Annotated in this window: 13 protein-coding genes; 12 read left to right on the top strand and 1 reads right to left on the bottom strand. The window is 37.9% G+C overall.

Annotated features, from left to right (window positions below; genetic code table 11):
* Positions 1–126 precede the first annotated feature (126 nt).
* The 12 genes from IPI59_04925 to IPI59_04870 all read left to right on the top strand — a co-directional run bounded on the left by IPI59_04925 (position 127) and on the right by IPI59_04870 (position 16,460).
* Positions 127–1,389 carry a glycosyltransferase gene (locus IPI59_04925; protein MBK7526892.1) on the top strand — a complete coding sequence of 421 codons (1,263 nt, stop codon included), beginning with the start codon at positions 127–129 and terminating at the stop codon, positions 1,387–1,389.
* Between the two features lie 39 nt (positions 1,390–1,428).
* Positions 1,429–2,175, top strand: coding sequence for a class I SAM-dependent methyltransferase (locus tag IPI59_04920; protein MBK7526891.1), 747 nt, complete (start codon positions 1,429–1,431; stop codon positions 2,173–2,175).
* Positions 2,176–2,263: 88 nt separating this feature from the next.
* On the top strand, positions 2,264–4,063 hold the full coding sequence (locus IPI59_04915; GenBank protein ID MBK7526890.1) for an arginine--tRNA ligase: 1,800 nt from the start codon (positions 2,264–2,266) through the stop codon (positions 4,061–4,063).
* Between the two features lie 163 nt (positions 4,064–4,226).
* Positions 4,227–7,157, top strand: coding sequence for an insulinase family protein (locus IPI59_04910; protein ID MBK7526889.1), 2,931 nt, complete (start codon positions 4,227–4,229; stop codon positions 7,155–7,157).
* A 244-nt stretch (positions 7,158–7,401) separates the two neighbouring features.
* Complete coding sequence (gene tatC / locus IPI59_04905) at positions 7,402–8,292, top strand: twin-arginine translocase subunit TatC (GenBank protein ID MBK7526888.1); 891 nt, start codon at positions 7,402–7,404, stop codon at positions 8,290–8,292.
* 137 nt (positions 8,293–8,429) lie between these two features.
* On the top strand, positions 8,430–8,852 hold the full coding sequence (locus IPI59_04900; protein MBK7526887.1) for a CBS domain-containing protein: 423 nt from the start codon (positions 8,430–8,432) through the stop codon (positions 8,850–8,852).
* A 187-nt stretch (positions 8,853–9,039) separates the two neighbouring features.
* Positions 9,040–10,425, top strand: a complete 1,386-nt coding sequence (locus IPI59_04895) for a hypothetical protein (protein ID MBK7526886.1) — start codon at positions 9,040–9,042, stop codon at positions 10,423–10,425.
* A gap of 30 nt (positions 10,426–10,455) precedes the next feature.
* Complete coding sequence (locus tag IPI59_04890) at positions 10,456–10,779, top strand: acyltransferase family protein (GenBank protein ID MBK7526885.1); 324 nt, start codon at positions 10,456–10,458, stop codon at positions 10,777–10,779.
* 40 nt (positions 10,780–10,819) lie between these two features.
* On the top strand, positions 10,820–13,129 hold the full coding sequence (locus IPI59_04885) for a T9SS type A sorting domain-containing protein (protein ID MBK7526884.1): 2,310 nt from the start codon (positions 10,820–10,822) through the stop codon (positions 13,127–13,129).
* 185 nt (positions 13,130–13,314) lie between these two features.
* Positions 13,315–14,643, top strand: a complete 1,329-nt coding sequence (locus IPI59_04880) for a glycosyltransferase family 39 protein (protein MBK7526883.1) — start codon at positions 13,315–13,317, stop codon at positions 14,641–14,643.
* A 225-nt stretch (positions 14,644–14,868) separates the two neighbouring features.
* Complete coding sequence (locus tag IPI59_04875; GenBank protein MBK7526882.1) at positions 14,869–15,834, top strand: type IX secretion system membrane protein PorP/SprF; 966 nt, start codon at positions 14,869–14,871, stop codon at positions 15,832–15,834.
* 233 nt (positions 15,835–16,067) lie between these two features.
* Positions 16,068–16,460: a RidA family protein gene (locus IPI59_04870; GenBank protein MBK7526881.1), complete on the top strand. Its 393-nt coding sequence runs from the start codon at positions 16,068–16,070 to the stop codon at positions 16,458–16,460.
* A gap of 99 nt (positions 16,461–16,559) precedes the next feature.
* Here the strand turns inward: IPI59_04870 and gcvP are convergent, their stop codons facing one another.
* The gene (gene gcvP, locus IPI59_04865; GenBank protein MBK7526880.1) at positions 16,560–19,454 is read right to left on the bottom strand and encodes an aminomethyl-transferring glycine dehydrogenase; all 2,895 of its coding nucleotides are present in this window, start codon (positions 19,452–19,454) and stop codon (positions 16,560–16,562) included.
* Positions 19,455–19,530 lie beyond the last annotated feature (76 nt).

Raw genomic sequence — 19,530 nt, 5'->3', positions numbered from 1 at the left:
ATAGCTGCAAACTCAAAAAATAGATAAAAGGCGATGGCAACTCAGCTATCGCCTTTTGTTTTTTTTAAATGGATCGTGAATACAAAAATAATAGTGATTCCTTAGCTTCAAAACAATACTTAAAATATGCGTATTGCTTACCTAAGTTATGATGGTATGACCGACCCACTTGGGCAAAGCCAAGTTTTACCTTATTTATGTGGACTTAGTGAAAGGGGCTATAATTTTACCCTCTTTAGTTTTGAAAAAACAGCAAAATTTGCCCAAAATGAACAGCAAATTGCAAGAATTTGCCAACAAAACCACATCAACTGGCAAAGACAGACTTATACTAAAAAACCACCAATAGTTTCAACACTTTACGATGTTTACCGGATGTACCGCGCTTTAATGCGCCAACATAAACAGCAGCCGTTTGAATTAGTGCATTGCCGCAGTTATATCGCTGCGCTTGTAGCACTGCGTTTTAAACGCAAAACCAACCTGCCTTTTATTTTTGATATGCGGGGTTTTTGGGCAGATGAACGAGTTGATGGCGGAATATGGAATACTAAAAATTGGTTATACAAACAAATTTACAACTACTTTAAAAACCGTGAGTTGGAATTTGTTACCCAAAGCGCGGCTGTAGTATCGTTAACGCAAGCTGCCAAAACCGAAATCTTATCTTGGAAAGGTGTGCCAGCAAACACAATAATTGAGGTAATACCATGCAGTGTTGATATGACGCATTTTTCGCGTGCAGATATAGACACAGCAGCCATTAAACAGGTGCAAACCGAAGTTTGGGGTAAACAACAACAACTACAAAAATCCGGAAAAATTTTGCTGTATGTGGGTTCCATAGGTACTTGGTATTGCCTGCCCGAAATCTTGGCCTTTTATGCCCAATTATTGCACCAAAAAAAACATATCGAGCCTTGGAAAATGGTATTTTTAACACCCGACCCTCCGGAAATTATTTACAACGAAGCAAAACGACAAAATATTGACGCTCAAAACATATTTGTTAAATTTGTAACTCGCCAACACTTGCCAACATGGATGGCAGCCAGCCATTGCGCGCTGTTTTTTATAAAACCAGTTTATTCCAAAATTGCCTCATCGCCCACTAAACATGGCGAATTAATGAGCATGGGACTTCCGGTAATTTGTAATACGGGCGTAGGCGATATGGCAAAAATTGTAACCGAAACCAAATCCGGATACTTAGTAGATGCATTTAACACAACTAATTATACGAAAGCCATCAATCAGATAGATAATTTACTAAATATACCACAAGAATATATCCGCCAGCAAGCAGCACAAGTATATGCTTTGCAAAATGCCATCGAAAAATACGCGCAGTTATATAAAACGGTGCTTGACAAAGCGGTTACAAAATAAAAGGCGTAATTTTGTGCCACAACTTCAGTAAAAAAAATCATGTATCAATACAGACAGCGTTTATACCAAGCCTATAGCACCACCCATGCAGGCTCGCAACATATTGGCAATATAAAACCCCGATTTGATGAAGAAGTACAACAGTTTGCCCTTGAAATAATACCCATAGTAAAGCGTATTTTTCCGGATAACCCCCAACAAAAAAACCTTTTAGATATGGGCTGCGGAACAGGCTCGTTGCTTTACGCTTTGCAACGCGCGGGCTATACCGCGGCGCAAGGGATAGATATTAGCCCCGAACAAATTGACATAGCTCAAAAAATGGGTCTTGCAAAGGTGCAAATAGCCAATGTATTCGATTTTTTGCAAGCAAACCCTACCCAATTCGATGCTATTTTAGGCATGGATATAATTGAACATTTTGGCAAAGACGAACTTGTTGACCTGCTATTATTGGCACAAAAAGCACTGAAACCTAACGGCTACATGTTGTTCCGGACGCATAATGCCGATGCACCCTTTACCTCGATATACGTTAATGGCGATTTTACCCACGAAAATGCTTTGAATGGACTTTCGGCGAGGCAATTGTTTAAAAATTGCCATTTTACTTCGGTTGAGGTATTGCCATCGTTGTTATATACTGCCGGATGGTTTAAAAACTTACTCCGTAAAATAACTTGGGCTTTAGTTAAACTTTGCATCCGGATAGTATTGTTTGCTACCGCTCGAACTGCCAAACAATCGGTATTTACACCAAACTTAATAATTTTAGCACAAAAATAATAAATGCTAACCTGCTGTTTATTCAGTCAAAATCTAATTTTAGGTACGTGAATTACCTCCATCAAATGAATTTAACCAACTTGCCTTTATGTTTATAGAACAGGCTTTACGAAACGCTACGGCACAAGCCGTGCAACAGCTATTTGGCGACAACAACCAAATAAACCCTAACAGTGTAACCATCAACCAAACGCCCGAACACTTTACCGGCGATTTTTCTGTAGTGGTGTTTCCTTACGTGCGGATGTCGCGCCTTAGCCCCGAACAAACCGCACAGGCCATAGGCCAGGCCCTGCAAGCCCATTTTCCCTTTATAGAAAGTTTTAATACCGTAAAAGGCTTTTTAAACCTAACCTTTAGCGATGAGTTTTGGTTTGAAACGCTTAAATCTATGCTATCGCTGCCGCAGTATGGCGTAAAGCCGGCAACCGGCAAAAAAATTGTATTAGAGTATATAGGCCCAAATACGAATAAGCCTTTACATTTGGGGCATATCCGCAATATATTAATCGGGTATGCTATGGCCAATATTTTAGCAGCAAATGGGCATACCGTACACAAAGTAACCATTTATAACGATAGGGGCATTGCCATTTGTAAATCAATGATAGCGTGGCTTAAAACAGCTAAAGGCGCTACTCCGGAGAGTACAAAAACCAAAGGCGACCATTTTGTGGGCAATTACTATGTGGCTTATGCCAATTTACTGCAAGAACAAATTTCTCAAATTGTACAAGAACAAGGTATAACCGCTGCCGAAGCCGAGAAAATAGCACCGCTTGCCCTCGAAACTCAAGAAATGTTGCGCAAATGGGAAGCCGACGACCCTCAAATTAGAGATTTGTGGCAAACAATGAACAACTGGGTGTATGAGGGTTTTTTTGAAACTTATAAATTGTTAGGCTGCGATTATGAAAAACCTTATTACGAGTCGGACACGTATTTGGTTGGCCAATTTATGGTAGAAAGAGCTTTGCAGCTGGGCATACCCGGATTTTTTAAGCGCCCAGATGGTGCTATTGCCGTTGATTTGACGGATATGGGTTTGGATGAAAAAATTCTTATCCGGAAAGATGGAACCACCATTTATATTACCCAAGATATGGGTGTGGCACAGATTAGATATAGCGACTATCACATGGATCAATCTATATATGTGGTAGCTGTTGAACAAGATTACCATTTTAAAGCCCTTAAAGCTGTATTGCAAAAAATGGGATTACCGTATGCGCAGGGCATCTACCATTTATCGTATGGAATGGTTGATTTGCCAACCGGCCGCATGAAATCGCGCGAGGGCACCGTAGTAGATGCCGACGATTTATTGGACACTATGTACCAAACTGCCAAAGAGCACACCCAAACATTAGGCAAAACCCATGATATGAGCGAAACCGAAGCCAACAAACTTTTTTGGCAGCTGGCTTTGGGCGCTTTAAAGTATTTTATGCTTAAAATAAATGCTCAAAAGCGAATGGTTTTTAACCCGCAAGAAAGTATTGACTTTTTAGGCAACACTGGGCCATTTATTCAGTATGCTTGCACCCGTATAAACTCGTTGCAACGCAAATACGGGCAACCCGCAACCCTGCCTACAAAAACCCAAGCTGGTCAAGAATTGCACGCTACCGAGCGCGACCTAATCAAACAGTTTTATTTCTATGCCCAAGCTATTGCTGATTCAGGCAATTCCTACGACCCATCGGTGGTAGCCAACTATTTATACAATTTAGCTAAAACATTTAATAGATTTTATAACGAGGTGTCAATACTAAACGCCCCAACACCCGAATTGATACAGTTTAGAATGACTATTAGCGCTTTTTCCGGAAAAATACTAAAACATGGGCTGGGCTTGTTGGGTATTGAGGTTCCGGATAGAATGTAGCAAATAGCATGGGTTAGCTATCTTTTAATACCAAATAGGCTTATTTCACGTAATTTAACAAATTTAAGCAATTATGCCTATATAAAAAGGGGGTTTTTAGCCGTAACTTTGTACCTTGTAAAATTTTAAATACAAAATAAAATAGAATTAGAAAGCAGTTTTTATGAAAAAATTATTATCGGTGTTAACAATTAGCTTTTTTATTGCCTTGTTTTACCCAACAAAATCAAACGCACAAACTAAAACGGCAACTGACGGAGAATTTACCTACGAGTACGTAGAAAACGACCCCTTGAATGCACGTGTTTATACTTTAAAAAATGGGTTAAAAGTTTATTTGTCAGTAAATAAAGACGAACCCCGTATTTATGGCACAATCTCGACCCGCGCAGGCAGCAAAGACGACCCTCGCGATGCCACCGGCCTTGCCCACTACCTTGAGCACATGCTTTTTAAAGGCACAGACAAGATAGGAACGACAAACTGGGAGGCAGAAAAAAAATTACTCGATAAAATTGAGGAATTATACGAAAAACACCGGTTAGAAACCAATCCGGAAGTAAAAAAAGCAATTTATAAACAAATAGACAGCATTTCGTTTATAGCATCGGGGTACGCTGCCCCTAACGAATACGATAAAATGGTGTCGTCTTTAGGCGCAAAAGGTACCAATGCTTTTACCAGCAGCGACCAAACCACGTATTTAAACGATATTCCGGCAAATGAACTTGAAAAATGGCTTGAATTGGAGGCCGAACGCTTTAGAATGTGCGTTTTGCGCCTTTTCCATACTGAATTAGAGGCAGTTTACGAAGAATTTAACATGAGCCAAGACCGAGACGGCAGCAAAGTTTATGAAACGATGTTGCAAGCATTGTTTCCTACGCACCCCTACCATATTTCGACTATTGGCTTAGGCGAACACCTTAAAAACCCTTCGATGACCCGTATCTATGAGTTTTTTAATAATTTTTATGTAGCCAATAATATGGCCGTAGTTTTAGCGGGCGACCTTGACCCCTCAACAACTATTCGCTTAGTGAACAAATATTTTGGCAATATGCGCGCCGGCGATGTTAAACGCCCTACGCATGCCCCTGAAAAAAACCTTGAAGCGCCAATTGTTAAGGAGGTAAATGGCACAGAAGCCGAGTATGTTCAAATTGCCTACCGTTTTGACGGCGCTGGCTCGGACGATGCCCTTAAATTGCGCTTGGTTGATGCAATTGTGCAAAATGGTAAATGCGGAATTATGGACTTGAATTTATTGCAAAAACAACAAATTTTAGACGGCGGCTGCTATTATATGGCTATGAACGATTATAGCACCTTGGTTTTTACCGGAACCCCCCGCGAAGGACAAACCTTAGAGGCAGTTAAAGACCTGCTTTTAGAACAAGTAGAACAACTAAAACAAGGTAAATTTGAAAACTGGCTGATTGATGCCTCGTTGCGCAATTTTAAACTGCGCGAAATTAAACGGATGGAAAGCAATTCGGGTAGGGTGTTTACCATGTTAGGCAGTTTTATTCAAGACAGGCCATACCAAGATATAGCCCTTGAAATAGAAAAATTAAGCAAAATTACCAAAAGTGATATAGTTAACTTAGCCAATCAAAAATTGGGCAACAACTACGTGGTAATTTACAAACGGCAAGGCGAAGACAAAAATGTAATGAAAGTTGAAAAACCACCTATTACCCAAGTAAAATTAGATAGAAGCAAACAAACCGAATTTTTAACAAACCTGATAAGCAAAAAATCGGATAGACTAAAACCGGTTTTCCTTGATTACAAAAAAGATATTAAAAAATTACGCCTTAAAAATAAAATTGAGTTAAATTATGTGCGCAACGAAATTAATCCCACATTTAACTTGTATTATATTTTAGATATGGGCGATGATAACGACAAAAAATTAGCTTTGGCTGTTGAATATTTACAATATTTAGGCACAAAAAAATACACCCCCGAGCAGCTAAAACAAGAGTTTTATAAATTAGGCTTAAGTTTTGGAGTTTCGACCTCAGAAGACCAGGTTTACGTTAGTTTATCCGGATTAGAGGAATCATTACAAGAGGGCATCAAACTATTTGAACATATTTTAGCTAATGTAAAACCCGACCAAGAGGCGTTAAACAATATGATTGATGGTATTTTAAAACAACGCGAAGATGCCAAAAAAGATAAAAACTCAATATTTAGTGCCCTATATAGTTATGGTGAATATGGCCCAAAATCGCCTCAAACTAATATATTAAGTGCTAGCGAGTTGAAAAATATTACACCTCAAGAATTAATAGACCAAATTAAAAAACTTACTTCGTACAAACACTATATTTTTTACTACGGCCAAAATACTCCGGAAAAAGTAAGCAAACTATTAGATAAATATCACAAAGTACCCAAAACCTTAAAGGCTTATCCCAAACCTATTGTTTTTAAACAACAACCAACCACAGCAACTAAGGTTTATTTTGTAAATTATGATATGGTACAAGCACAAATATTGATGTTAAGCCAGTCTCAGCCTAAGTTTAATAAAAACTCGGCGGTGTATGCACGTTTGTTTAACAACTATTTTGGAAGTGGTTTATCGTCTATAGTTTTTCAGGAAATTCGCGAAGTACGCGCCTTAGCTTACTCGGCCAGTTCAAGTTTTGGTAGCCCCGGCAAAAAAGATGAAGCTCACTATGTGAATGCTTTTATGGCTGTGCAGGCTGATAAAATGAAATCGGCAATTACTGCCATGGATAGTTTGCTGAATAATATGCCTCAAGCCGAAACCCAGTTTGAAACTGCAAAAGCAGCCGTTCAAAAACAAATTGAAACCGAACGAATAGCTAAAACGAATAAGTTTTTTAATTACCTGAATGCTAAAAAATTAGGCTTAGACTACGACTTGCGCAAAGATACTTATGCCAAAGCCCAAACCATTACCATGGCCGATATGGTTAACTTTTTTAATAGCCATATAAAAGGAAAAAAATTCACTTACGTAGTAATGGGTAATAAAAATAAATTAGATATGGACTACCTAAAATCGTTAGGCGAGTTTAAAGAAATTACCCTTGAAGAGTTGTTTGGTTATTAATAAAAAATGTTTCCGGAAAATTGGCCGGATACGCAAAGCCTATTACAAATATCAGTTTAATTGAAATGCAAGGCAAAAGCAGTTGGATAGAATTAGGTTTAACTGCTTTTGCCTTTTTATATTTTGTAATCAAACTAAATTGTTGTGCTAATAGAACTAAAATAAGGTTGCCCAAACTAAAAAATCTGGTGTAACTTTGCCACTCAATTTATTTACTTGTATATCTGTTTTTTAGCCAAATAAAATGCCTTCAGCCAAAAATAACTCAGCCGAAATGTCGTTTTTTGACCATTTAGAGGCATTGCGTTGGCATATACTGCGCTCGGTTATGGCTATTGGTATAATTGCAGTCTTGGTATTTTTAGTACCACAAATTGTGTTTACCAAACTTATTTTTGGTCTGCGAAGTCAAGATTTTTTTACGTACAAGTTTTTTTGTTGGGCATCGAGAAGCTTAAATTTAGGAGATACTTTTTGTATGGCTCCGGCAAATTTTCAATTGCAAAGCACCACCGTTCAAGGGCAGCTAATGATGCACCTTCAGGTGTCGCTTACGCTGGGCTTGGTTTTAGCTTTTCCGTATATGTTGTGGGAGTTGTGGCGCTTTGTTGAGCCGGCCTTATACCCCAACGAAAAACGCCATACCGGAGGTTTTGTTTTTACTACCTCGGCACTGTTTTTTATTGGCGTTTTATTTGGCTATTTCATTTTAGCACCATTTTGTATTAATTTTTTTGCAGGCTATACCATTGACCCACAGGTAAGTAATATTTTCGAATTTGGCTCGTATATATCAATCCTTACAACTTTTGTATTAGTTTCGGGGCTAATGTTTGAACTGCCTATGATTATGTATTTGCTTACAAAAGTAGGTGTTATAACGCCTAAGTTTTTACGTACTTACAAACGGCAAGCCATTGTTATTATTTTGATTGTTGCCGCTATAATTACGCCCGCCGATGCTTGGTCGCAAATTTTAGTATCAATACCGTTGTATTTGTTATACGAAGTTAGTATATTAGTGTCGGCCCGTACCTACAAACAACGCCAGCAAAAATTAGCCCTGCAAGAGGCCGAGGCTTTAGCAGCTTTGCAGACTCAAAACCACCCTCCACAACCACCCTCTACCAATTGAAAAACAAAAATATAGTACTAATAAAAGGAAACTTATTTGAGCCTAAAATTGTTATTATTGTAGTTTGTACAAATGCCTAACTACCTTATTTTTCAGTGAGTTATGTTTTTTATTTGCTTTAAATCTTTATTTATTATATGAACAAAAACACCAAAGTTAAATTAGTTATGAGCGATACGGTAATTATAGCAAACCGTGCCTCAACCTTTTCGCAAGTATGTAAATTGTTTTTACAATATAACTTGCACCACCTGCCCATTGTAAACGACGAAGACGTTGTTGTGGGTATTATTAGCAGCACCGATGTTTTACGTGCCTATCAAAACAAAGTACCTGCTTTTAACACGCAAGATGAAAGCGTTTTGGACTCTAAAATTTCGCTTGATTCGATTATGACACCCGGCCCAATAACCCTTGACCCAGAGGATACAATTGGCGTTGCAGCCGAAATTTTTGCCACCCACAAATTGCAGGCCTTACCCGTTGTAACAGCAAATAATACTATTATAGGTATTCTTACAGTGCGAGACTTAGTGCGCTATTTTGCAATTAATGGCTAAAATAAAAGAAAACAACGCTTTTGCTGCCATACCTGCCAATTAAACAGAATAACAGCAAAAAAAGATATATTTTCAAATTTTAAACCTCAAGCGGTGTAATTATCAATACACTGTTTGAGGTTTTTTTTTACATTTGTCCGGCAAAATAAAACTGAAGAACCTTGTTGCCACTCCTTTAAAAGCGCTTATGCACCAAAGCAAATTAATACAATTATTGCAAACTTTGTTAAATGAAGAATTCGAAACGTTTACACGTTTTGTACAGTCGCCCATTTATAACAGAAATAAAAAAGCAATAGAGCTGATAAATTTGTTGGCTAAATATCATCCGGATTATAATTCAGCGGCATTATCCCATCAAAAAGTTTTTGCAAAATTATATCCGGATAAACCTAAAACCGGCACAAATCTTCATCAATTAATGAGCGAACTTATTAAGTTGTTGAAACGATTTTGGGCAGTAACAACATTTGAAAACGAAACCTGCCTGCAGAACGATTTATTGTTAGATAGACTGCTCGAAAAAAATAATTTCGAACTGTTTAAGTCTGTTTTTGCCGAAGCCCATGAAAATCTCGAAAACATTAGCAGTGTTGATAATTTGTACTATAGCTACCGCTTAGAAAGTCAATACTTTACCTACCTGATGCGGGTAAAAAATAAAACCGCAAACGACAATTTACAATCGTTGCTCGATAAAATTGATTGCTACACGATGGCGCTTAAAATGAAAATGAGTGTAGCAGCCTTAAACCGACAGCGCGTTTTAAATAAACAATACCATTTGCGCTTTTTAACCGAACTTTGCCAGGCAGCCGCGCAACCCCCCTTTAACGAAGTGCTAATTATTAGGCTTTACCACCAAATTATTAACTTACTTATTGACCCCGACAATACCCAGGCTTACCTTGAACTGCGAAGTTTATTGCTAAAACAAGGAAACAACCTGCTAATTGACGATAAACGACAACTATATTTTTTATGTGCTAACCACGAAATGTGGCGAACTAAAAATGCACGAGTGCCCAATAGCCTGCAACTTTTTTTTACCTTTAAAGAAATGGTCGAGGCGGGTATTTTTGACGAGTTTATTTCATATACCCATTTTACAGCAATTGTTAATTGTGGCCTCGAAAACAATGAAATTAAATGGACGAAAAACTTTATAAAATTGTATAAAAATAAATTAGTAACCGAAACAGCCGAAGCTAAAACATATATCGCTGCCTATCATAACGCCTTGTTGTTTTTTTACGAAAATCAACTTAAAAAAGCCAAGTATCTTCTTACAAGTAATTATCCCGACAATTACTATTATTTAGAACGAAAAATTCTGTTGTTAAAAATTTATTATCAAAATAATGATACCCATGACGTTGACGAGTTTGACAAAGAATTAAAAGCAGTAAAAATGTATCTTAGCCGCGACAAACAACTATCGGCTTACAATAAAAATGCCTATAAAAATTTTGCCCATTCACCTCGAAAAATTCTACAAATTGCGCGAAAAATTTGGGCATGGTTGTTAGATAAATTTATTGCCCTACTATCAATTACTGAAAAGAAAAGCTAAACTTATTCCTAACAACCCAAGCAACAGATTATGCAGGCAGTAACCCATTTTTCCGGATTAAATACTTTGAGGTTTTTTGCCGCTTTTGCCATTATAATTTATCATAGCACCCTCGAAACTCAAGCACAATTGGCAACAGCAGTTAAAATGTTTCTACACAATTTGCCCATTGGCGTAGATTTGTTTTTTATAATAAGTGGTTTTTTAATTTCTTATTTGCTGCTAACCGACAAACAGGCGTATATTTGTAAGAAATTACTATTTTTGCAAATAATTAGCCTCGAATATTTAACTACCTATATTTTTTATAAAAACGAAGGCAAAGAGTTTAAACATATCAAATTCAAAAAGTAAAATATAAAACATATTATCTGCATTATAAATAAAAAATCTTATGAGTAAAGCAATGTACACGCATGTAATATATATATATATATATATATGTATATCTTTTAATATTAAGGCACAATGCAGGTTAGATACAGCAAACTATCAACTTGTTTTTGAAGACAACTTTGATACTTATACTAGTGTATCTCAACTTACAACAAAATGGCAGTTTACACCAAGTTCACAATGTTGGGGGTGGGGGTATGATGCCAGTTCTGAAAATCCAGATTTAGGGCGAGGGGAGTATTATGACGAATCTTTGGTATCCTTGCAACCGAACGGAATATTAAGATTGTCTGCAACTAAATTATCTAGCACGTATTCTTGTTACGATGGAAATACATTAAGAACATTTACTTGGAAATCGGGTATGATACAAACCAAAACAGGTTGGGATGACCCTAGCGATGATTATACAGGAACTTGGGATAATACTGGCTTCAGATACGGTATGTTTGAGATAAGATGTAAATTACCCTCAGAATTTTCTGCTCCTGCTTTCTGGCTTTATGGTGGAGCTACCGAACTTGATATATTTGAGGCAGGCCTTCCTAATAGAATAAGTACGGCTGCTATTGATTGGACTACAACACCCCAAACTATATGCCAAACACTTCATGAATGGGATTTGCCTTTTGATAATTTTACCAGTGATTTTCATACGTTCACATGTGTTTGGACACCAGACAAGATAACATATTTTTTTGACCACCGAGAACTTGGAACAATAACCTCCATACAAACATACCCGTATAATTGTGCGCTAATTTGTAATTTAGCAATGTACCCTTGGAATGATATTAACACTTATATGGATATTGATTATATAAGAGTATATAAACCCATAGGAGGCAACTATTCGTTACCTTATAAGTCATCAAACGACTTCGTCAATACAAATGTTTTCGAAAATCAAATAACCGAAACAAAGGTTTCAAATATACAAAATTCAATTGAGGTCAATCCTAACAATTCGAATGAAATATTTTTTCGAGGAGTATCTGAGGATAGAATTTATAAGTCTGTTTACTTAAATGGCACTTGGAACACAAATATTATTAACTATAACTATACGCCTACTATGCCTGCTAGTTTATGTAATGGGAATTTAAAATACAATCCTACATTTAACTATATACTTTATGCAGGTAAAGACAATAGAATTCAATATTTCAGCAATCAAGGAACTAATGACTGGCATTGGTTTATTGATGATAATTGGAATTCAAACGAAAATAAAATTTCAAAGACCCCAAATTCAATGGATGTTACAAATGATGGAAAAATAGCATATAGGGGCTTGGATAATAAAATTCATGTATTTAAATGGAATGCAAACGTATCTAAGTGGGATCAATTAACAATAGAGTACACGTATGGTAATTGTATTGGAATGCCAGATGCTGACTTTGTTAATGGCGATGTTGTTGTTGAAAAAGAAACTAATAATATCATCTATAGAGGCAGAGACGGAAGACTTCAAATATTTTGGCAATCATCACCTTTTGTTTATCAGCATGGTTGGATAGATGATAATTGGGGAACAAATGCCTATTTAGTGAGTACAGATCCAGGAAGTATTGTTTCTACTCCCAAAGGTGTTTTTTATAAAGGGATGGACGATAAGCTGCACAGATTTTATTGGAATGGTGTCGATATGATTCATCAATTACCAAGCTATACTTATGGCTTATGTGCAGGAATGCCAGATGCCGATTTTGTAAAAAGTAATTTAAGTTATTTGCCTTCGTTAAACTTTGTTTTATATATCGGTAGAGATGGGAGAGTTCAAAGATTTGAAATTCCTTCAAACAACACATCAACTTCGTGGAATCATTATTGGATAGATGATTATTGGAATACATTTGATTTTCTTACATTTAACGCTACTTTTCCTACAAGTTTTGCTTCTTTAGTCACAAGTACAGATGGGAAAATGATATATAACAACGAAAGAAGAAATAGTGTATTGTCTTACTTTAAATTAGAATCTTGCGAGATTCTCGACTTGCCATGTGGCAGTATTAATGAAATTAGGAAGATGGCAAACCCAACTTCAACCGAAACACAATCAAACATACAAAATGTATCAGTATATCCAAATCCTTCAAGAAATACTATTATACTAATATGCGATAAACGCTATAATCCGGATTTATATGAAATATATAATATGCAAGGATTGTGCCTACTTAAAAAAACACCTTTAGTTAAAGAAAGTGAAATTGATATATCCGGCTTACCCAAGGGCATGTATATCTTTCGCGCTCTTAGTGAAAAAGGCATTGGCTATACTAAATTTATAAAACAATAAACTAAATTTCAACATCAAATAAGTAAATTTGCCAGACCTTGTTTCCGATTATGAAATTAATAAAGCAGCACCCCGAAATAACTGTCATTTTTTTAATAGGCTTAATATTGCGTTTATTCTATGCTCAGTTAGACCCCTACCTGCACGAATGGGATGAAAGGTTTCATGCTTTAGTTGCGCAAAACATGATTGATAGCCCGCTAATTCCAATGTTATTTAAAAATCCTGTAGTACCATACGATTTAAACAGTTGGTGTTGTAACTCGGTATGGTTACATAAACAACCCTTGTTTATGTGGCAAATGGCAATCAGCATGAAGGTATTTGGTGTCAGCGAATTTTCTATGCGCCTCCCTAGTGCACTAATGGGCGCTATTACTATTTTGTTGATTTATAGAATTGCGTTCTTGTTAACTAATAGTAAAACCATCTCTATAATAGCAGGGCTGTTGATGTGTTTTTCGCATTATCAATTAGAATTGATTTCTGGGCAAATTGGAATGGACCATAATGATATGGCTTTCTGTTTTTATATCCTTGCAAGTTTTTGGGCATTTACAGAAAAAATAGTAAATAAAAAAATAATTTGGAATCTGGTAATTGGCGTTTTTGCGGGCTGCGCTATCTTAAACAAATGGTTAGTTGGCTTATTAGTTTTTTTACCTTTTGGTATTTATGTACTTCAAGAAATTATATTAAAAAAAGAATTTAAACAAGTCAAGCTTTTTGCTTTGAGTATTATTTGTTGCGTTGCCGTTTTTTTACCCTGGCAATTATATATTCTTCACAAATTTAATGAATTAGCCATGTATGAATACAATTTCAGCTCGCAACATATTTTCAAAACTATTGAAGGGCATACAGGAAATTTTCTATTTTATTTAATGAAATTTGGTGTCTATTTTGGCAATCCTGTTTGGTTGTTTGTAATTGCAGGGATAGTAATAGCATTTGCAAAAAACAACCACTTCAACAAAACAATCAACACATCTATATTTATATCGTTTATTACAGTATTTTGCTTTTTCTCATTCATTGCCCAATCTAAACTGGCAACTTATTTTTTTATTGTTGTTCCGTTTGGCTTAATTTACCTTGCAATTGGCATTTATAAATTACTTAATAAAATTAATATTAAATGGATAAATTACCTAATTATAGTAGTTGTTGTAGTGCTTTCCTTCAATCCATACAAATCTTTCGCAATAAGAAAAGAAAACCCTGAAAGAGAAAAACTAATTTATAATACTCAAATTTATAAAAGCTTAAAAAACCTAATTCCGGAACATATAAAAACAGTTGTAAATGTAAATTCGTTTGAAAACACTAATCTTATGTTTTACAATAACGATATTACTGCCTATCATTGGTGGATAGATGTAAAACATTTAGATAGCTTAAAGAATAATAAAGTATGGATAGGGGCTTTCAAAAATCATGGCGATTATAATTTACCCCCCGAATATAACAACTACCCATATCTTTACCTAATAGATACATTGTTAAAACAATAAATATGTTTAAACCACCTGCCAATAAATATAATCCGGTAAGTTTTTTTGTATTTTTTTGAGTTAAAATGGCAATTTTAGGTCGGAAATAATAATTTTGTTTCTTTTTGCGCATTAACTATGCTATTTTTTACCTAACTGGCCAATTTTGGCAATATTTTTGCTAAACTTAAAAATATAGGCAATTGCCGTTTTCCAACTTTGATTAATAATTTTACAAAATAAAATATGAAACGCGTATTTTTATTACTATGTTTTTTGTGCTTGACTGGTAGTGCAGCCTTTGCCCAACAAGATGCCCGATACACCAAATTTATGTTCAACAAACTGGTGTTTAATCCGGCATACGCCGGAAGCGGAGACGGCTTGAGCTTGGTAGGCATTGGTCGCTATCAATGGGTAAATATAGATGGCGCACCTCGTGGGGCAACCTTAAGCGCACATGCTCCTTTAGACAATATTAATAAAAAATCGGGCATAGGCGGTTGGCTCGAATACGACCAGTTGGGCGTACACCAACGCATAAGCTTGTTTGCCGACTACTCGTACAGTTTTATTTTAGGCCAAGCCACCCGGCTTAGTTTAGGCATTTCAGGCGGTGGCTTGTATATGCGCTCCGACTATACCCAACTCAAACAAACCGGCGAGTTCGACCCCTTCACCGACCCTGCTTTTAACAATGCAAGCAACGTTTACAGCAAATTTTTACCTAATTTTGGTTTAGGTTTATATCTTTACAATACAAATAAATATTATCTGGGCGCATCTGTACCACACCTTTTAGACAACAAATATGGCCCAACTAAAATTGCCCACCAATTTAGACATTATCATTTTATGGGCGGTTTAGTACTTGGCAGCGAATCGTTTAAAGTGCATCCTTCGTTTTTGGTAAAAATGGTGCCACAAAACGCACCTGTTCAACTCGATGCTAATTTGTTATTCTTCTTTAAAGATGCCTTTTATTTTGGTGCAACCTACCGCACCCCAATTAATAATAAAGACAAATTAATTGACAGCGAATCAATAGACGCTTTAGTTGGCTTTGCCGCTAAAAATGGCCTTCGTATTGGCTATGCTTACGATTATACGCTAAGCGAAATTAACCAATTTACCTCTGGCTCGCACGAGATTATGTTGGGTTATAATATTGCTAAACAGGGTTATCGGGTTCGTACCCCCCGTTATTTTTAGGCAAAACATAGAAATAAAAATTGTTTTGATAATAGTATTATTTTTGCGTTGGCAGTGCGTGTAAAAACCATTACCAACGCTTTTTTTTTGTTCAATAAACAGCTATTATTATGCAACCAAGATGCTTACTTTTTGTAACGGCAGCGCTATTTATCCTGATGTCTATTGCGTACCTTTGCTGTCAGCATAAACAGCAACAACCAAACAGTGAACTTAAAAATAATAATAATAATATGTTTGAAAAACAAATTATAAACACTCCCAATGCTCCAGCCGCCATTGGGCCGTACAGCCAAGCCGTTTGGGCAGGCAATACGCTGTATTTGTCGGGGCAAATAGCCCTTGACCCACAAACAAGCCAACTAATTGTTACCGAGGGTATCGCCACCGAAACACGCCGCGTAATGGACAATATTGCTGCCGTGTTGCAAGCGGCCAATTTAACCTGGGCAAATGTAGTTAAAGCCACCATTTTTTTAACTACCATGGATAATTACGCCACTGTAAATACCGTTTATGGCAGTTATTTTGAGGGTATAACCCCGCCCGCCCGCGAAGCCGTTGCTGTAGCCGCCCTGCCCCGGCAGGTAAATGTTGAAATAAGCATTATAGCTGCAATCAAATAAATTGCAGCTATAAGCAACAAGGCATTTCGCTTGGAATAAAACATTAATCCGGATTTTACCTATTCATTCCGGATGAGATAATGTTCAAAATACAAATAACTACGAAGCATACGCCTCCATAGGTGGGCAAGTACAAACCAAATTACGGTCGCCGTACGAGTTGTCAATACGAGCGCACCCTGTCCAAAACTTATGGTTATGCAACCATGGCAATGGGTAGGCTGCTTTTTGCCGCGAGTAAGGGTAAGTCCACTCATTAGCGGTAAGCTCGTGGATGGTATGGGGGGCGTTTTTAAGTACATTATTATGACTGTCGGCAGCTCCGTTTTCAATTTCGGCTATCTCTTCTCGGATGGATAACATAGCTTGGCAAAAGCGGTCTAATTCAACTTTCGATTCACTTTCGGTGGGTTCAATCATAATGGTATCCGGAACCGGAAACGAAACTGTAGGGGCATGAAAACCATAATCCATCAGACGTTTGGCTATATCAATAGCATCAATACCAATTTTGCGTTTAAATGGTCTTATATCAATAATAAGTTCGTGTGCCACTCTACCTTTTTCGCCAACATACAATACTTCGTAAGCATTTTCTAAACAAGCTTTAATATAGTTGGCATTTAAAATGGCATGTTTAGTAGCTTCGGTTACGCCGTCTCGGCCTAATAATATGATATAAGCGTACGAAATTAGCAAAATACTGGCACTACCCCAGGGCGCAGCCGAAACAGCTTTGATATTGGTCGCCTCGGAATTGGTTTTATGAATATGTCCTGGCAAATACGGTGCTAAATGCTCGGCCACACATATAGGCCCCATGCCAGGACCACCACCGCCATGCGGAATACTAAATGTTTTATGCAGGTTTATATGGCAAACATCGGCGCCAATTGTAGCAGGGCTGGTTAAGCCAACCTGGGCATTTAAGTTGGCGCCATCCATATAAACCTGGCCGCCGTTTTGGTGTATAATTTGGCAAATGTCTTTAATGGCTGTTTCAAAAACGCCATGTGTTGAGGGGTAGGTAGCCATCAAACACGAGAGGGTGTCGCCGTATTGCTCGGCTTTGGCTTTTAAGTCGGCCACATCAATATTGCCCATTTCGTCACATTTTACTACAACTACACTCATGCCGGCCATAACAGCGCTGGCGGGGTTTGTACCATGCGCCGACTCGGGAATAAGTGCTACATGCCGGTTTAAGTTGCCATTTTGTTTATGCCATTCTCTAATTACCATTAGTCCGGCATATTCGCCTTGCGCCCCCGAATTAGGTTGCAACGAGCAGGCAGCAAATCCGGTAATAGCGCACAAGGCATTTTCTAAGCCTCTGAACACAGCTTGATAGCCTTTGGCTTGGTCGGCGGGGATATAAGGATGCAGGGCACCAAACTCGGGGAAACTAACAGGCATTAGTTCAACGGCTGCATTTAGTTTCATGGTACACGAGCCAAGCGGAATCATTGCGTGTGTTAGCGAAAGATCTTTCTGCTCTAAACTTTTAATATAGCGCATAAGCTCGGTTTCGGAGTGGTAGCGGTTAAATACCGGATGCGTTAAAAAGGACGAGGTACGCATTAGGTCTTCGGGAAGACGATGTTTGGCCTCGTAACCATTTATTGAAGGGGCCGGAATATCAACTGCTTCGGCAAAAATGCGGCATATCCGGTCAATATCGCGGGTAGTTGTGGTTTCGTCTAAGGATATGCCTATTAAGTCGGGTTGATCTGGAAAATACCTGAAATTTATTTCGTCTAATTCGGCAACACGGCGTATTCGAAGCCCCGATGTATTGGGGTGTTTGCTCAAATCTATCAATAGCGTATCAAAAAAGTAATTGTTTACTTGTTGATAACCCATTTGTGTTAGTTCGGCATTTAAATGAGCGGTTTGTTTATGAATACGCGAGGCAATATTTTTTAAACCTTGCGGACCATGGTAAACGCCATACATACTGGCCATAATAGCCAACAAGGCTTGTGCAGTACAAATGTTTGAGGTGGCCTTGTCGCGGCGAATATGTTGTTCGCGGGTTTGTATGGCCATCCGGAAGGCTGTGTTTCCGGCACGGTCAATAGAAACGCCAATTACCCGGCCCGGCATTTGTCGTACAAATTCTTCGCGGGTGGCAAAATAGGCGGCATGAGGCCCTCCATAACCCATTGGCACACCAAAACGTTGCGCCAAACCCAATACAATATCGGCACCCCATTCGCCTGGTGGTGTAAGCAGGGTAAGGCTTAGTAAGTCGGCGGCCACAGCCACATAAGCGCCAGCTTGGTGTGCAGCTTCTACAACAGTTTTGTAGTTTATAACGCATCCGGTATGGCTGGGGTACTGTAAAATACAGCCAAAAACATCGGGGTTGGTAAAATCAAATTCGGTGTCGCATTGCACTATTAGGTTTATGCCTAATGGCTCAGCGCGGGTTTGTAGTACTTCAATGGTGCTGGGTAGGCAGCTTGTAGTAACTAAGAAGGTGTTAAATGGCTGTTTGGGGTTTTTATTTTTTAGGCGGTGCAACATTTGCATAGCCTCGGCAGCGGCGGTACCTTCATCAAGTAACGAGGCGTTAGCTACGTCCATTCCGGTTAGTTCGGCCACCATCGTTTGAAAATTTAGCAGTGCCTCGAGGCGGCCTTGCGAAATTTCGGCCTGGTAGGGGGTGTACTGCGTGTACCATCCGGGGTTTTCAAAAATATTGCGCTGTATTGCGGGGGGCGTTATAGTGCCGTAAAAGCCCTCGCCAATAAAAGTGCGCCAAAGTTTGTTTTGTTGCGCAAGGGCACGAATATGTTGTAAATAATCGTATTCGGTGGTGGGGTGGTCTAAGGGTAAAGCTTTGCTTAGGCGTATACCATCTGGAATTGTTTGTTCAATCAATTCCTCTAACGAGTTACAGCCTATGGTTTGTAATAGTTCGGTAACTTGTTGGGGTGTGTTGCCTACGTGGCGATGTAAAAACTCGTTGTTATGGTGGTTAAAAATCATTGGTTTTTTACAAATATTTTAGATTTAACAGCGTTTGATTTGGCCGGCAAATTTACGCAAAATTTTAGATGTTTGG

Source organism: Sphingobacteriales bacterium, from assembly GCA_016706405.1.
GTDB lineage: Bacteria > Bacteroidota > Bacteroidia > Chitinophagales > UBA2359 > BJ6.
This window is presented reverse-complemented; position numbering and strand designations above follow the sequence as displayed.

What these genes read in the sequence shown, in the direction of transcription:
- IPI59_04925 (MBK7526892.1), top strand. Translation starts at nt 127, where the DNA reads ATGCGTATTGCTTACCTAAGTTATGATGGTATGACCGACCCACTTGGG.
- IPI59_04920 (MBK7526891.1), top strand. Translation starts at nt 1,429, where the DNA reads ATGTATCAATACAGACAGCGTTTATACCAAGCCTATAGCACCACCCAT.
- IPI59_04915 (MBK7526890.1), top strand. Translation starts at nt 2,264, where the DNA reads ATGTTTATAGAACAGGCTTTACGAAACGCTACGGCACAAGCCGTGCAA.
- IPI59_04910 (MBK7526889.1), top strand. Translation starts at nt 4,227, where the DNA reads ATGAAAAAATTATTATCGGTGTTAACAATTAGCTTTTTTATTGCCTTG.
- tatC (MBK7526888.1), top strand. Translation starts at nt 7,402, where the DNA reads ATGCCTTCAGCCAAAAATAACTCAGCCGAAATGTCGTTTTTTGACCAT.
- IPI59_04900 (MBK7526887.1), top strand. Translation starts at nt 8,430, where the DNA reads ATGAACAAAAACACCAAAGTTAAATTAGTTATGAGCGATACGGTAATT.
- IPI59_04895 (MBK7526886.1), top strand. Translation starts at nt 9,040, where the DNA reads ATGCACCAAAGCAAATTAATACAATTATTGCAAACTTTGTTAAATGAA.
- IPI59_04890 (MBK7526885.1), top strand. Translation starts at nt 10,456, where the DNA reads ATGCAGGCAGTAACCCATTTTTCCGGATTAAATACTTTGAGGTTTTTT.
- IPI59_04885 (MBK7526884.1), top strand. Translation starts at nt 10,820, where the DNA reads ATGAGTAAAGCAATGTACACGCATGTAATATATATATATATATATATA.
- IPI59_04880 (MBK7526883.1), top strand. Translation starts at nt 13,315, where the DNA reads ATGATTGATAGCCCGCTAATTCCAATGTTATTTAAAAATCCTGTAGTA.
- IPI59_04875 (MBK7526882.1), top strand. Translation starts at nt 14,869, where the DNA reads ATGAAACGCGTATTTTTATTACTATGTTTTTTGTGCTTGACTGGTAGT.
- IPI59_04870 (MBK7526881.1), top strand. Translation starts at nt 16,068, where the DNA reads ATGTTTGAAAAACAAATTATAAACACTCCCAATGCTCCAGCCGCCATT.
- gcvP (MBK7526880.1), bottom strand. Translation starts at nt 19,454, where the DNA reads ATGATTTTTAACCACCATAACAACGAGTTTTTACATCGCCACGTAGGC.